The 15,104-nt window shown below is 74.2% G+C and carries 7 protein-coding genes; 3 read left to right on the top strand and 4 right to left on the bottom strand.

The genetic code is table 11. The features are described 5' to 3' along the window. The first annotated feature begins 65 nt into the window (after positions 1-65). The gene (locus ACZ7LE_RS08520; RefSeq protein ID WP_470402854.1) at positions 66-3,917 is read left to right on the top strand and encodes a S8 family serine peptidase; all 3,852 of its coding nucleotides are present in this window, start codon (positions 66-68) and stop codon (positions 3,915-3,917) included. A 106-nt stretch (positions 3,918-4,023) separates the two neighbouring features. Here the strand turns inward: ACZ7LE_RS08520 and ACZ7LE_RS08515 are convergent, their stop codons facing one another. From ACZ7LE_RS08515 to ACZ7LE_RS08505, 3 genes are all read right to left on the bottom strand, one after another. Next, a complete protein-coding gene (locus ACZ7LE_RS08515) occupies positions 4,024-7,434 on the bottom strand; it encodes a S8 family peptidase (protein ID WP_470402853.1) in 3,411 nt (1,136 codons plus the stop codon). A gap of 302 nt (positions 7,435-7,736) precedes the next feature. Continuing rightward, entirely contained in the window at positions 7,737-9,971 is a 2,235-nt protein-coding gene (locus ACZ7LE_RS08510) for a YhgE/Pip family protein (RefSeq protein ID WP_470402852.1), read from the bottom strand. Further along, complete coding sequence (locus ACZ7LE_RS08505; protein ID WP_470402851.1) at positions 9,971-12,691, bottom strand: MMPL family transporter; 2,721 nt, start codon at positions 12,689-12,691, stop codon at positions 9,971-9,973. Before ACZ7LE_RS08505 ends, ACZ7LE_RS08510 begins: the two co-directional genes overlap by 1 nt. A gap of 107 nt (positions 12,692-12,798) precedes the next feature. Here ACZ7LE_RS08505 and ACZ7LE_RS08500 point away from each other — a divergent pair, with 107 nt between their 5' ends. After that, complete coding sequence (locus ACZ7LE_RS08500; protein WP_470402850.1) at positions 12,799-13,401, top strand: response regulator; 603 nt, start codon at positions 12,799-12,801, stop codon at positions 13,399-13,401. 37 nt (positions 13,402-13,438) lie between these two features. Here ACZ7LE_RS08500 and ACZ7LE_RS08495 read toward each other — a convergent pair whose 3' ends face one another. Beyond that, on the bottom strand, positions 13,439-14,308 hold the full coding sequence (locus tag ACZ7LE_RS08495; protein ID WP_470402849.1) for a hypothetical protein: 870 nt from the start codon (positions 14,306-14,308) through the stop codon (positions 13,439-13,441). Positions 14,309-14,493: 185 nt separating this feature from the next. Here ACZ7LE_RS08495 and ACZ7LE_RS08490 point away from each other — a divergent pair, with 185 nt between their 5' ends. Next, entirely contained in the window at positions 14,494-15,018 is a 525-nt protein-coding gene (locus ACZ7LE_RS08490) for a MarR family winged helix-turn-helix transcriptional regulator (protein WP_470402848.1), read from the top strand. The last annotated feature ends 86 nt before the right edge of the window (positions 15,019-15,104 follow it).

Genomic DNA, 15,104 nt, shown 5'->3' with positions numbered 1-15,104 from the left:
TAAACGACGCCATTACCTTCACTGACTAGCCGCGGAGGCACCGCGGCTGATCCAGAGGAGGGCACATGGACCGACGGTCCGACGAACGCCGGCTGTCACGCGGGCATGTGCGCCGCGCGGCGGCGGTGACGATCGCGCTCGCGCTCACGGCGACGGCGACGACCCCCGCGGCCGGGGCACAGCCCGCTGCCGCGGCGAAGAAGAACTACATTGTCCAGATGGCGCTGGAGCCCGTCGCGACCTACGCGGGCGGCGTGGCCGGCCTGGCCGCCACGAAGCCGGCGGAGGGCGAGAAGATCGACCCGGCCGCCCCCGAGGTGGTCGAGTACGCCAAGCACCTCAAGGGCAAGCACCGCGCCGCTCTGTCGAGCGTGGGCGCGAAGGACCCCCTCTACCAGTACGTGTACTCGTTCGACGGGTTCGCGACGTCGCTGACGGCGGCCCAGGCGGCCGAGCTGCGCACCGAGCCGGGCGTCCTGGCGGTCACCGAGGACGTGCTGGTGCAGACCACCGCCGACGAGAAGAGCGCGCCGGCCGCCGACTACAAGGGCGGCGAGGGCGACGGCGACGAGGGCATCACGGTCTGGCGCGAGCCCGCGAGCGCGGCCGACGACGCACCGGCGCAGCTCAAGAGCCCGCAGGGCCTCACCAAGCACGCCGCCGCGGGCGAGGACGTCGTCATCGGCGTCATCGACTCCGGCATCTGGCCGGACAGCGCCAGCTTCTCCGACAAGGACAAGCGCGGCCGCCCCGCCTACCAGCGCCTGCGCGGGTTCGACGGCGAGTGCGACGACGCCGAGACGGTCGGCGACGACTCCTGGGGCGACGAGTGCAACAACAAGCTCGTCGCGGCCCGGCACTTCAACGACGCCTGGGGCGGCGACGCGGGCATCGCGGAGCAGATGCCGTGGGAGTTCCTGTCGGCGCGTGACTACAACGGGCACGGCACCCACACGGCGTCGACCGCGGGCGGCAACAAGGACGTCGCCGTCACGGGTCCGCTGAACAAGTTCAGCACGTCGGTGAGCGGCATCGCGCCGCGTGCGCGGATCGCCGCCTACAAGGCGCTGTGGTCCGCCGAGGACGGTTCGACCGCGAACGGGTACCCCTCCGACATCGTGGCCGCCATCGACCAGGCCGTCGCGGACGGCGTGGACGTCATCAACTTCTCCGTCTCGGGCACCCTGACCGACTTCCTGGACCCGATGGAGCTCGCGTTCCTGGCCGCCGCGCAGGCGGGCGTGTTCGTGTCCGCCTCGGCGGGCAACAGCGGCCCGACGGCCGGCACGGTGGCGCACCCGAGCCCGTGGATCACCACGGTCGCGGCGGCCACGCACTCCACCTCGGCGCGGACCACCGCGACGTTCGGGGACGGCACCACGGTCTCCGGCACGTCCCTGGCCGCCCAGAAGGTGGGCCCGGCGCCGTTCGTCTACGGGCGCGACGTCGTCGCGGCCGGGGCCACGGTCTCGAACGCCGGCATGTGCTTCACCACGGCGGACAACAACGGCAAGCCCGCGCTCGACCCGGCGAAGGTGGCCGGCAAGATCGTGCTCTGCGACCGCGGCGAGAACCCCCGCGTCAGCAAGAGCGCGGCGGTCGCCGAGGCCGGCGGCGTCGGCATGGTCCTGGTGAACACCATCGAGGGCGACACCCTCAACACGGACATCCACGCGGTGCCGTCGGTGCACGTGGCCGAGTCCGACCGCGCCGCGCTGCTCACCTACTCCAAGACGTCGGGCGCCACCGCCACGATCGACGCCGCGGTGGTGGACAACTCGACGCCGGCGCCGTACACGGCGGCGTTCTCGTCGCGCGGTCCGTCGCTCGCGGGCAGCGGGAACATCCTCAAGCCCGACGTCACCGCGCCCGGCCAGGACATCCTCGCCGCCGTGGCACCCCCGGGCCAGCAGGGTCTGGACTTCAACCTGATGAGCGGCACCAGCATGTCGGCCCCGTACGTGGCGGGCCTGGCGGCGGCGCTGGTCGAGAAGAACCCGCGCTGGTCGCCGATGGCGGTCAAGTCGGCGCTGATGACCACCGGCGCGGACGTGCTGGGTGCGGACGCCGAGACCCCGGGCGCCGTCGACCAGCAGGGCGGCGGCCATGTGGTCGCCGACGACTCCACCGACCCCGGCCTCGTGTACGACAGCGGCGTCGAGGACTGGTTCGCCTTCCTGTGCGGGGCGACCGACGGCGTCGAGCAGGACACCTGCGACGCCCTGGAGGAGGACGGGCACAGCCTCGCACCGAGCGACCTGAACACCCCGTCGATCGCGGTCGGCCGGGCCGCCGAGGGCCAGTCGGTCACCCGCACGGTGACCAACGTGGGCAAGAAGCGCGCCACGTACACGGCCGAGGTCACGGGCCTGGAGGGGCTCGGGGTGCAGGTCAGCCCGCGCAAGCTCACGCTGTCGCCGGGGAAGTCGGCGAAGTTCACCGTCACGTTCACGCGTGGCGAGGCCCCGCTGAACGTCCGCCTCGCCGGCCACCTCACGTGGTCCGACGGCCGCGGCGGGCACGAGGTGCGCTCCCCGATCGTGCTGCGGATGGGTTCCGAGGCCTGGACCGCTCGCTACAACGGCGGCGAGAACGCCCTGGGCGCCAACAACGACAACGGCAACGAGACGCTCACCTCGCCCGACGGCACGATCGTCTACACCGCCGGTCAGACCTCGCCCGCGAGCTGGGGCGGGTTCCAGAACTCCCCGGTGACCGCCGCCTACGACGCGGCCACGGGCCGGCGCCTGTGGTCGGACGTGTACGAGGGCCCCACCGGGGTGGGCGGTGACCAGACCGGCTTCGGTCTCAGCCCGGACGGCAGCACGCTGTTCGTGCTGGCCGCGGGCGGCGGCTACGGCAACGAGTCCGACTACGTCACCATCGCCTACGACGCCGCCACCGGCGAGCGCAAGTGGGTCTCGGTGTACGACGCCGCGGGGAAGTCGGACCTGGGCGAGGCGCTGACGGTGAGCCCGGACGGGTCGGCCGTCTACGTCACGGGCATGTCCCTGCTCGACGACGAGGGCGCCGCCGACTACGGCACCGTCGCCTACGACGCCGCCACGGGCGAGGAGCTGTGGCGCACCCTGTACGACGGCCCGGTCAGCGGGACGGACGCCGCCCGGGCGATCGCCGCGTCGCCGGACGGGTCGGCCGTGGTGGTCACGGGGCAGAGCCGCGGCGAGGGCAAGAGCCTCGTCGACTGGGGCACGGTGGCCTTCGACGCGGCCACCGGCGAGCAGCTCTGGGACGCCACCTATGACGGCCCGGACGACAAGGGCGGCTCGGGCGGCGCGGTGGCGATCACCCCGGACGGCACCGTGGTGGTGACCGGCGACAACCAGAGCGCCGCGAACTCCACCGACTGGGTCACCATCGGCTACTCGCTGGAGACCGGCGAGGCACGGTGGACCGAGCGGCTCGACGGCGGCACCGGCGACACGGACGTGCCCCGCACGGTCGTGGTCAGCCCGGACGGCGGCTCCGTCGTCATCACCGGCAACTCGTGGGGCGAGGGCACCGGCAGCGACTACCTGACGGCCGTCTACGACGTCGCGTCGGGCGAGAAGCAGTGGTCGGCGCGGTACGACGGTTCGGGGCACGGGCTCGACGTCGCGTACTCCGCGGCGTTCACCTCCAGCGGTGACCACGTGGTGATCACGGGCCAGAGCAAGGAGGCGGAGACCCAGGAGGACTTCGCGACCGTCGCCTACGCCGTCGCCACGGGCGAGCAGGTCTGGTCCGCGCTGTACGACGCCGGTGGTTCCGGCGACGTGGCCAACGGCGTGGCCGTCACCGCGGGTCCGGGGTCGCAGACGCGCGTGGTGGTCACGGGCCAGAGCAACATCATGCTCGACGAGATGACCAGCGACGCCGACATGGTGACCCTGTCCTACCTGGTCGACCTGGGCTGAGGTAACCGCTGGACGAGCTCCGGCCGCTGGTCGAGCTTGTCGAGACCTCACAAGGTCTCGACAAGCTCGACCAGCGGTAGTGGCTCGACCAGCGGTACGGGTCGGGTCAGTCGACCGCGTAGGCCCGGATCACCGTCTTCCGCACCGAACCGCCGGCCGTGTCCCGGGCCTCGGTCCGCAGCGAGACGTGCTCGGTCCCGGCAGGTGCCCTGACCGAGGCGACGAGCACGCCCTCACCGGCCCGGACCGCCGTGGCCTTGTGCCAGGTGGCGCCGTCGTCGGCCGACCACCACAGCCGCACGTCCTCGACGGCCGACGTGTCGTACGCGTCGACCTGGTGGGCGGCGGTGACCCGCACCCGGGTGTTCCGGGGCGCCGAGCCGGACGGGTCGAGCCCGCGCACGTCCCACGCGGTGTCCAGCAGCGGCGGGCGGGCGACGGCGTCGACGTCGACGTCGGACCGCGCGTGGAACGTCCACTCACCGGTCACGCTGGTCGCGAGCCGGTAGGCGGGATCGTCCGGCGTGCTCTCGAGCAGCATCCGGTAGTCCGCCCCGCCTTCGGGTACCTCGGGGAACGAGTAGGGCTCCGGGACGTCGTCGACCAGCTCGCCGTCCTGCCACACCCGCAGGCGCAGCGCGACGTCGGAACCCCACAGCACGCCGCCGTCGTCGTCGGCGCGGTCCGTGGGCGCGAGGGAGAGGGAATCGCCCCAGTGCTCCACGGGCGTGATGTTCGAGACCGCGGGTGCGAGCACGCCCGCCGCGAGCCCCTGCCGGACACGGCCCGGCTCGCTCCAGACGTGCGTCTCGGCCTCGGCGAGCACCACGCCCACGCCGTCCTCCTGGATCTCGGAGCGGAGGTACCACCGGCCCGGCAGCGCCGTCAGGTACTCGGTGCGCCGCGTGCCCACGGAAACCGCCTCCGTGAGGCCGCCGGCGATGATGGTGCCCGGCTCCCAGTACATGCGCTCGGCCAGGTGCGTGTCGCCGACCGAGGCGCCGTAGGTGGTGTCGACCGCGACCGTCGTGCGGCGGTCGCCCCGCAGCGCCGGCACCTCGACGCCCTCGCTGTGGTGCGCGAGGTCGTAGCGGTAGGGGGCGGCCTCGTCCCCCGTGGTAGGCGGCAGCAGCGTGGCCTGGACGATGGTGTCGTAGTCGCCGTGGGTCGCCGCCGGGACGGGGGTGAGCGCGAGCTCCGTCTCCGGCCCGTACTTCACGTTGATGCTGGCGGTGACCCACTCCAGCGAGTCCTCGGTCTCCAGCGAGAGGCCCAGGCTCGCCAGGTCGGCCGGGCGCTGCGTCGAGGTGGTGACCTCCTGCGCCGTGGTCCCGTCCAGCAGCACCTCGGCGTCAGCGGTGGCGTCGACCTCGCCGCTGCCCAGGAAGAGCGCGTCGGTGACCGCGCCGTCGTCGTCGAGGGTCTCGATGTACGCCACGGGGCTGTAGATGCCCGGGATGACACGCGCCCGGGCGACGCCGTCCTTGAAGAAGAGGTTGGTGGCGTACGGCTCGCCGTTGTCCGCGTCCAGGCGGATCGCGGCACCCCAGGTGTCGGCGCTGACGGGCGCGCCGTCGCGGTCGACGGCGCGCACGGTCAGGTCCACGTACTCGCGCTCCTTGGCCCAGCCGACGGGCGTGCGCACCTCGGTGCCGTCCGGCCCGGTGGCCACGACGTTGCCGCCGATCGCGCCGAGCTCGCCCGGTCCGTCCGTCACGGTCGCGTCGACCTCCGCGGTCCCGCCCGCGGGCACGACGACGGAGTCGGCCGACAGCGTGACCGCGTCGGGCACCGTGCTGCCGGACACGTCGGTGACGTCGGCCGTCAGGGTGAGCGTGACGTCGTCGGCACCCGCGTTCGAGTACGTCAGGGTGCCGGCGGACGACTCGCCGTCGTGCGGCCAGGTGAAGGTGCCCAGCGCGAGCGACGCCGGGGCCGCGGTGACCTCCTGCCCGAGGGCGCCGGGGAGGGTGATGCGTCCCGCGCCCTCGGACCAGACGTCCGTGCCCGTGGGCTCGGCCGAGGCCATCAGCGCGGCCTTGAGGTCCTGGCCGTCCAGGTCGGGCCGGGCCTGCTTGAGCACCGCGGCCGCGCCCGCGACGTGCGGGGTGGCCATGGAGGTGCCGCTCAGCGCGGTGTACAGGTCGTCGACCGGGTCGCCCGCGGTCGTGCCCGTGGCCCGCGCGGCGACGATCCCGTCGCCGGGCGCCACGACGTCCGGCTTGAGCAGCCCCGGGTCGACGCCGCCACGGCTGGAGTACCAGGTGACGAAGTCGTCGTCGTCCACGGCGCCCACCGTGAGGGCCGACGCCGCGATGCCCGGCGAGCCGACGGTGCCGGAACCGAGGTCGCCGTCGTTGCCCGCGGCCACGACGAAGAGCGTGCCGTACCGGGCGGACAGCTCGTCCACCGCCACGGCGTCGGGCGACGGGACGTCGAAGAACAGGCTGCCCAGGGACAGGTTCACCACGTCGGCGCCCTCCGCGGCCGCCCACTCCATGCCCTCGATGACGCCGGACAGCTCGCCGTTGCCGTCGTCGTCCAGCACCTTGCCGACCAGCAGGTCGGCGTCCGGGGCCACGCCCTGGTTCACGCCGTCGGACGCCTCGCCCGACCCGGCCAGGATCGAGGCGACGTGCGTGCCGTGGCCGGCGCCGTCGGTCACGTCGCCCTTGCCGGTGAAGTCGCGCTCGCCGACCACCACCTCGTCGAGGTCGGGGTGCGTCGCGTCGATGCCCGAGTCGAGCACGGCGACCGTGACCCCCTCGCCCGTGAAGCCGGCGTCCCAGGCCTCGGGGGCGCCGATCTGCGGCATGGAGTCGGCGTCCGACGCGCGGACCGGCTGGTCCAGCCAGACGTACCCGACGGCGTCGGGGGCCGAGGTCTTCCGGGCCTGCTCGCCCGGGGCCTCGACCGGGGCGAGGGCGTCGAGCAGCTTCTCCGCCCGGCCCCGGGGCAGCACGTCGGCCACCGCGCCCACGGACTCCAGGTCCCGGTCGGGTGTGACGCCCGCCGCCGCCCAGTCCTGCTCGGCGGGGGCCGCGGCGCGCGCGGCGGCTTCGGAGCCGGCGTCCGAGCCGGCGGCGGCGGCCGCGGCGGTCTGGACGATCACGGGCAGCGAGTCGCGCGAGGCGTCGTCGTACCCGGCCTCGACCAGGCCGGTCACGTCGAACAGCGCACGGTCCAGGCGGCCGGGCACGAGCTGTGCCACGTCCCGCGGGATCACGTAGAGGTGGTCCCCCTCGCGCTGCTGGAAGAACGCCATGCGCTCCCGGCCGGGGCCGGGCCGCACGGTGACGGTCTCGGCGTCCGGCGAGCCGTCGGCCGTGGTCTGCATGGTGACGGCGTCACCCGTCAGGAGCGTCACCGTCGTCGTGCGCCCGGCGGCCGGGGCCGTCGGCTGCTCCGGGGTGTCGTGCGGTGCCGGTGTGTCCTGCGGTACGGCCGCGGTCGCCCACGTCCCCCCGCCCAGGGCGATCGCCAGAGCGACCGCCGCTGCACTTGCTCTCTTGCGCATCGGGTTCTCCCGTCCGAGTCGAGCACGCCGCCTGTGCGGCGCCACGTAACCCAGACGCAGGTGGACCCTCCAAAGGTTGTATGACCAGCGAAAATACTCAGAACGGACTTCTCCGGCGGGCGAGTCCACGGCTGGTCCCACGGTTCGCGGGCGGGCCCTGGCGCGCCGCGCCGAGTCTCCTTTGAGGCCCGGGTTTCTTCGCTTTGAGTCACCTCAAAGCGAAGAAACCCGGGCCTCAAAGGGAAGGTAGGTCGCGAGGCGGGCGACGGCGCCCAGCGCTACGCCTACGGCGCCTGCGCCCCCTACGCGGCGGCCGCGGCGGCCTGCTGCGCCGGAGCGTCCAGCCGCAGCCGGCGCGGGGACACGTACCGACGGCGGTCCGTCACCACGATCGTGGCCAGCAGCCCCACGACCAGCCAGGCGACGAGCGCCGCGACGCCGCCGACGAGGCTCGCGTCGCCGGCCGTCACGGCCCGCAGCGCGACGATCGCGCCGTGCGTCGGCAGCAGGTCGCCGATCGCGTACAAGGGCCCCGGCAACGTCGACACCACGCCCGTCGCCACCGTCAGCACGGCGACCGCGAGCGACGCCAGCCGCCCCGCCGGCCCGAAGATCGCGGCCAGCGCCTGGTTGAGCGCCACGAACGTGGCCGCCGAGAGCAGCGCGACCAGCACGAAGCCCACCGCCGCCGACCAGTGCAGCCGCAGCACCGGGATCGCGACCGCCGAGATGACGAGCGCGGCGCTCGCCGCCGCGACCGCCCCCGGCACCGCGGCCCGCAGCGTGAGCTTCCACGTCGGCTCGCGCGACGTCAGGATCCCGGCCGGCAGGGGGCGCGTGGCCAGGTACGTCACCAGCGCGAGGGCCCACAGCGCCAGCGCGGAGAACAGCGCGATCGACAGCACGCCGAACGCCGCGGAGGTGGTGGTCGACGTCGTCGGGTCGGCCGCCACGGCGGAGAGGTGGTCCTGCTCGTCGTCGGTGTACGTGGGCACCTGTCCGACGGCGTCCGACAGCCCCGAGGCGAGCTGGTGCGCGCCGTCGTCCGCGTCGTGGGCGCCGCTCGCCACCTGGTCCGCACCCGGCACCAGCTCGTCCGCGCCCGTGGCCAGCCCGCTCGCGCCGACGGCGACCTGCTGCGCCGCGGCGTCCGTCTGCGCCACCCCGGTGCCGAGGTCCGCCGCCCCCGCGGCGAGCTGCCCCGCCGCGGCGTCGACCTGCCCGGCGCCCGACGCGACGCCCTGCGCCCCCGCGTTCAGGTCGTCGGCGGCGCTCGCGGCCGCGGCGATCCCGGACGCCAGCTCGGCGGACCGTGTGGCCAGCTTCGCGTTGCCCCGGGCCACCTGCCGCGAACCGGTGCGCAGCGCCTGCACGGCGTCGCGCGCGGCCACGACGTCGTCCCGCACCCGGGCCTTGCCGTCCTCGATCCGTTGCGCGGCGGAGTCGGCCCGGTCGGCAGCGCGCGCCAGCGCGCGGCAGAAGTCGCGGTCGGCCACCACGCTCGCACCGCACCGCTCGGCGAGCCGGTCCAGCTCGGCGACGACGTCCTGCGTGTCCGGGAGCCGGTCCAGGCCGTCGATCGCCCGGTTCGCCACGGGGACCACGCGGTCCGCGAGCCGCTTGTTCCCGTCGGCGACCCGGCCGGCGCCGTCGGCCAGCTCGTGCGCGGCCGCGGGGAGCCGGGCCGCGCGCTGCACGGCGTCGTCCAGGCCGGAGGACAGCGCGGCCGTGCCGTCGGCGACCTGCCCGGCCCCGGCGGCGAGGCTGCCGGTGGCGCCGGCCAGCGCGGCCGCGCCCGAGGTGAGTCCCGCCGCCCCGGCCGCGAGCTGGCCGGTGCCGGCCGCGAGCGCCCCCGCGCCCGCGGACAGCTCGTCGGCGCCGTCGGCGACCTGGTCCACGCCGCCGGACAGCTCGTCGGCGCCGTCGCTGAGCTGGGCGGTGCCGTCGGCGAGCTGGCCAGCGCTGTCCGAGGCGTCCCCGAGCTGCTGGTGCAGCGTGGTGAAGCTGCCGTAGATGGTGCCGAGGTAGGACTCCACGACGGTCTGGTTCAGGGCGTCCTGGGTGTCGTCGGCCACGCCGCCGGCCAGGTACGGGTCCGCGACGCCGGCGGCCGTGGTCGTCCGCACCTCCAGCCCGGCCTGGACGGCGTCCATCGGGTCGTCGGCGGTCGCGGCCGACATGCCCTGGGCGGAGAAGTCCTTCGGGATGGTGACGACGGCGGCGTAGGTGCCGCCGCGGAGCCCGTCGCGGGCGTCGGCGGCGTCCGTGAGCACCCAGGCGTACGCGGAGTCGTCGTCGTGGGTCAGGTTCCCGGCGAGCGTACGGCCGAGCGGGACCTGCTGCCCGTTCACCTCGACGGGCTCGTCGTTGTTCACGACGGCGGCCTGGGCGGTCTGGTGGTCGGTGCCCGGGGACCAGAAGGCCCAGGTGAGCAGGCCCATGACGAGCAGCGGCACGGCCACCAGGGCGGTCCAGGTGCGCCAGGTCAGGGGCCGGGTCGTCAGGGACCGGGCGGAGGCGGCGAACGACATCGTCATCACAGGACCTCTGCGGGTCGGTGGGTCATCGCGTAGAGCTGGGTGGCCTCCAGCGGGAGCAGGTCGACCACCCGGTCGGGGTCCTGGCAGGCCAGGACGAACGTGGCGGGCGAGCCGCCGGAGGTCACGCGGAAGCCGAGCTGGTCGCGCAGCCGGGCGCGGGCCTCGGAGCGGAGCACCAGGTCGGCGTCGTCGACCAGGATCAGCTCGATGTCGCGGGCCAGCGCCTCGGTGACCCGGCCCGCGGGATCCAGGTCGGCGCGGCCGTCGACGACGGCGACGTGCGGCCGCAGAGCGTGCACGTGCTGCGGCAGCACCTGGCCGAGCACCTTCAGGTCCCCGCGGTGCCGGGTCACGCGCCCCGCGAGCGAGAGCAGCAGGGCCGACTTGCCCACGGCACCGGACCCGTGCAGCACGAGCACCTCGCCCCGGGGCACGTGCAGCTCGACGTCGTGGAAGACCGGGCGGCCGCGGTCGTCGTCCAGGCTCAGGGCCTGCGCGCTGATCACCTCGTCGCTGTGCGGGGCGGGCCAGTCCGCCAGGCGCAGCTCGTGCAGCAGGCCGTCACCCTCGGCGTCGAACACGGGCAGCCGACGGTCGAGCGCCGGCGGCAGGCCCCAGGCCCGGTCGCCGAGCAGCGCGAGCACGGCGGGCACGAACGTCATCCGGACCACGAACGCGTCGATGAACACGCCCACGGCCAGGGCGAACGCGATCGGCTTGAGGGTGGCGCTGCCGTCCGGCACGAACGCCGCGAAGACGCCGAACATGATGAGCGCCGCCGCGACGACCACCCGGGAGGCGGAGACGAAGCCCTCCTCGATCGCCTCGTGCGCGTCGCCGTGGTGGGCGTAGTGCTCGCGGATCCGCGAGACGAGGAAGACCTCGTAGTCCATCGCGAGGCCGAACAGCACGCCCATGAGGATGATCGGCAGGAAGCTGACCACGCTGCCCACGTGCGCGACGTCGAGCAGCGCGGCGCCGTGCCCCTCCTGGAACACGAGCGACGTGAGGCCGAACGCCGCCCCGATCGAGAGCAGGTAGCCGACGGTCGCCTTGACCGGCACCCAGACCGAGCGGAACACCATGGCCAGCAGCACGAGCGAGAGCCCGGCCACCAGCAGGCCGAACGGGACCAGCGCCGCGCCCAGCCGGTCCGAGACGTCGATGCCGACGGCGGTCAGGCCCGTGACCGCCGTCTGCGCGTCGTGCTCGGCGAGCCAGTGCGGCTCCTGGTCCCGGAGGCGCTCGACGAGCTCGTCCGTGCGCGCGTCGTCCGGCGCCGTGGTCGGGACCACCGAGACGATGCCCGTGTCGCCCTTCTCGTTGGGTGTGGCCAGGGGCACCGCCGCGACGCCGGGGAGGTCGCGGATCTCGTCCGCGAGGTCGTCGACCAGGCCCGACGGGTCCGTGGACTGGATGACGTCGGCCGTCACCAGGAGCGGCCCGTTGAAGCCGGGGCCGAAGTGCTCGGCCACCACGTCGTAGGTCTCGCGGGCCGCCGAGCCGGGCGGCTGGCTCCCGTTGTCCGGCAGGGCGAGGCGCAGGTTCGCTGCGGGCACGGCGAGCGCCCCGAGCCCCAGGACGACGACGGCGATCGTGATCAGGGGCTTGCGCGTGACGAACCGGACCCACGGCCGGGCGACCCGGGGTGTGCGCGAGCGGCGGCGGCGCTCCTTCCGAGGCTTCCGCACGCTCCGGGGCACCATCCGGCGCCCCGCGAACGCCAGCAGTGCCGGCACGAGCGTCACCGCGACGCTGACCGCGACGGCCACGCCGAGCGCCGCGGCGACACCCATGGTCGTCAGGAACGGGATGCGCGCCACCGCCAGGCCGAGCAGCGCGATGAGCACCGTCAGCCCCGCGAACAGCACCGCGGAACCTGCCGTCGCGACGGCCCGCGCGATCGACTCCTCGACCGACAGGCCCTCGGCGAGCTGGTCCCGGTGCCGCGACAGCAGGAACAGCGCGTAGTCGATGCCCACCGCGAGCCCGATCATCACCGCGAGCATGGGGGCGGTCGAGGAGACCGGCACGAAGAGGGTCCCCAGGTACACCAGCGACACGGACACGCCCACGCCCACCACCGCCGTGATCAGCGGCATCACCCCCGCGATGATCGTCCGGAACATCAGCAGCAGCACCACGAGCGCGATGAGCAGCCCCACGGCCTCCGTGGAGCTCAGCCCCGGGATGCGGTCGGCGAACGCGTCCCCACCCGTGTAGACCCGCGCGCCGTCCCCGACCTCACCCGCGAGATCGTCGGCGATCCCGCTCAGGTCGGTCAGCGTGGCATCGCTGACCTGCGTCGAGTCCACCGTGAGCTGCACCCCGATGTTCGCCGCCAGGCCGTCGTCGGACACGGCGTCGTTGACGTCCGGGTCGAACGGGTCGGACGCCACCTCCACCTGCGCCACGTCCCCGATCCGGTCCACGGCGTCCGACACCGCCTGCCGGGTCGCGGCCGTATCCACCTGCTGCCCGTCCGGTACCAGCAGCACGAGCTGCGCCGACGTCCCGCTGACCTGCGGAAAGACGTGGTCGAGGTGGTCCATCGCGTCCTGCGACTCCGACCCCGGGATCGTGAAGGTGTCGTCCGTGCCCTTGTTCAGGAGGGCGCTCGCGGCCCCGCACACGATGAGCACCAGGACCCAGGCGAGGACGACCAGTCCGCGATGCCGGGCCACCGCGCGGCCGAGCCGATAGAGGAAAGACGACACGACGCACCTCCTGCACGCCGGGGACAGCGCCCTTCCATGCTGGCAGCGCGGGGCGCAGTCGACATGTCGAGTGCCTGGGGCGACGGCGTGCCCCGTACCCTGACCGGATGATCCGAGTGCTGCTCGCCGACGACGAAGGGATGATCCGGTCCGCCCTGGCCGCGCTGCTCGGGTTGGAGGAGGACATCGAGGTCGTGGCCGAGTGCGCCGACGGCGCGGAGGCGGTCGCCGAGGCGGAGCGGCTGCGGCCCGACGTCTGCCTGCTGGACCTCGAGATGCCGCAGCTCGACGGCGTGGAGGTGGCCCAGCGGCTGAACCGCACGCTGCCCACGCGCTGCGTGATCGTCACCCGGCACGCCCGGCCCGGCGTCCTGCGGCGGGCGCTCGCCTCGGGGGCCGTGGGCTTCCTGCCCAAGTCGCGCCCCGCCGACGAGGTCGCGGCCGTCATCCGCCGCGTCGCGGCGGGCGGCCGGTACGTGGACCCGGAGGTCGCGGCCGACGCGCTGCGCGACGAGCGGTCGCCGCTCACGGACCGCGAGCTGGACGTGCTGCGCGCCGGGCGGCACGGCGAGACCACGCGGCAGATCGCGCGCACCCTGTCGCTCGCCCCGGGCACGGTCCGCAACCACGTCTCCGCCGTGCTGGGCAAGCTCGCCGTGGACACGCGTCAGCAGGCGGTGCTGCTGGCGGAGGAGCGCGGCTGGATCTGACCGGCCTTCGCACGCCCGCGAGGCCGGCCGCCCGGGGTCACTCGTACCGCTCACCGAGCGGCGTCGTGCCCGCCGCCTGCGCGACCCCCGCCGGCACCGTGCCGACCTCGACGAGCTCCTCGCGGCCACCCCCGCCCGAGACCCCGAGCGCGAGGACCGGCCCGACGCCGGGCGCGTAGAGCTTGTACTCCAGCACGTCGGGCTCGATGGTGATCGTGTCCTTGGTCAGCAGCGCATGGTCGTAGTGCCCCGCCGGGACCTCGGCCTGCTCGTCCAGGCTGAGCACGGCGCCGTTGTCCTCCGCCTCGCCCCGGTAGAACTCCTGCCGGTACGCCATCCCGACGGCGGGATCGCCGGGCATGATCACGCCCGCGAGGGCGCCGTCGAGCCCCGCCTCGAAGGAGCCCTCGGTGGTGGTGACCTTGCCGTCCTCGAACTCGGCGGTGTCCTCGCCGAGGTACCAGATCGTGCTGTCGGGGTCCTGCGCGTACCAGTCGAAGGTGTCCTCGACCACCTCGCCGCGCCGCGTCACGGTGTCCCGGACGACGCGGGCCGTGGACCCGTCGGCGATCTCCTTGGTCTCGCTGGTGACGGTCACCACCACGCGCAGCTCCTGGCCGTCCTCGTCGGTCTCGCGGTAGACCCACTGCGTGCCGGGCTCCATGGGCCAGAACTCGTTGTCGATCTCGGTGCTGAGGTCCGCCGGGTCCAGGTCGGCCGGCTCGTCCGACTGCGGCAGCCCCGCACCCGCCGGGGCGGACCGGGACCCCATCCCGCCGTGCGGCGGGCCGCCGTCGTTCCCGCCGTCGAACATGGTGCAGCCTGCCGCCAGGACGACGACGGCCGCCGCCGACACCGTCAGGAGCCGGCGCGCGACGCCCGGCCCTTCGTCTCCGCTGTTCCGCACCCGCATGGCACTCCCCGCCCCCTCGCGACGAACCTGCCCGCTTCCCCCTCGACCATAGGCACATCTGGGTGCCGGTCGTGGTATTTTTTCGCTAGCCAGGCTACCTTCACGAGTGGCGAGTAATAGCAGGAAGGGGATCCTCCGTGGTTCCTGAACCCGAGCCGACCCAGCCACCCGCTCCGTCCATGCTGGACCCCCGAGTGCTCGACCCGCAGGAGGAGATCGTGCAGCGTGCGGGGCTCGACGACCGCGACGTCGACCAGGTGGTCCGCGTGCTGCAGGGGCTGCGCGACTGGCGCGAGGCGGAGCGCCGGATGAGCGAGGCGTCGCGGCGCTACATGAAGCTCGGCGAGACCGACATGCGCACCCTGCGGTTCGTCATCGCGGCCCAGCACCGCGGCGAGACCGCGACCCCGGGAGCGATCGCAGCCCACCTGGGCATCACGTCGGCGTCGACCACCAAGATGCTCGACCGGCTGGCCGACGCCGGCCACGTACGCCGGCTCCCCCACCCGACTGACCGCCGCAGCCTGGCTGTCGTGGTCACCGAGGAGACCCGGCGGATCGCCCTGCGCAGCGTCGGCCGCAGCCACGCCCACCGGTTCGAGGCGGTCGCGCGGCTCAAGCCGGAGGAGCGGGAGGTGGTCCTGAAGTTCCTCGACGACCTCGCGGGGTCCGGGGAGCAGTCGATCGGCCCGGCCGCCCCGTAGGGCCGGCCCGGCCGGTCCGTTGCCCAGGTGCGGCGCACCCAGGCACGGCACACCCTTGTCCGGGACGCGCCGGACGACGAGGGTGG

The organism is Promicromonospora sp. NPDC110617 (assembly GCF_055598465.1).
This window is presented reverse-complemented; position numbering and strand designations above follow the sequence as displayed.

Excerpts from the sequence above, each read along its gene's own strand:
- ACZ7LE_RS08500 (WP_470402850.1), top strand. The coding sequence starts at position 12,799 with ATGATCCGAGTGCTGCTCGCCGACGACGAAGGGATGATCCGGTCCGCC.
- ACZ7LE_RS08490 (WP_470402848.1), top strand. The coding sequence starts at position 14,494 with ATGCTGGACCCCCGAGTGCTCGACCCGCAGGAGGAGATCGTGCAGCGT.
- ACZ7LE_RS08510 (WP_470402852.1), bottom strand. The coding sequence starts at position 9,971 with ATGACGATGTCGTTCGCCGCCTCCGCCCGGTCCCTGACGACCCGGCCC.
- ACZ7LE_RS08515 (WP_470402853.1), bottom strand. The coding sequence starts at position 7,434 with ATGCGCAAGAGAGCAAGTGCAGCGGCGGTCGCTCTGGCGATCGCCCTG.
- ACZ7LE_RS08520 (WP_470402854.1), top strand. The coding sequence starts at position 66 with ATGGACCGACGGTCCGACGAACGCCGGCTGTCACGCGGGCATGTGCGC.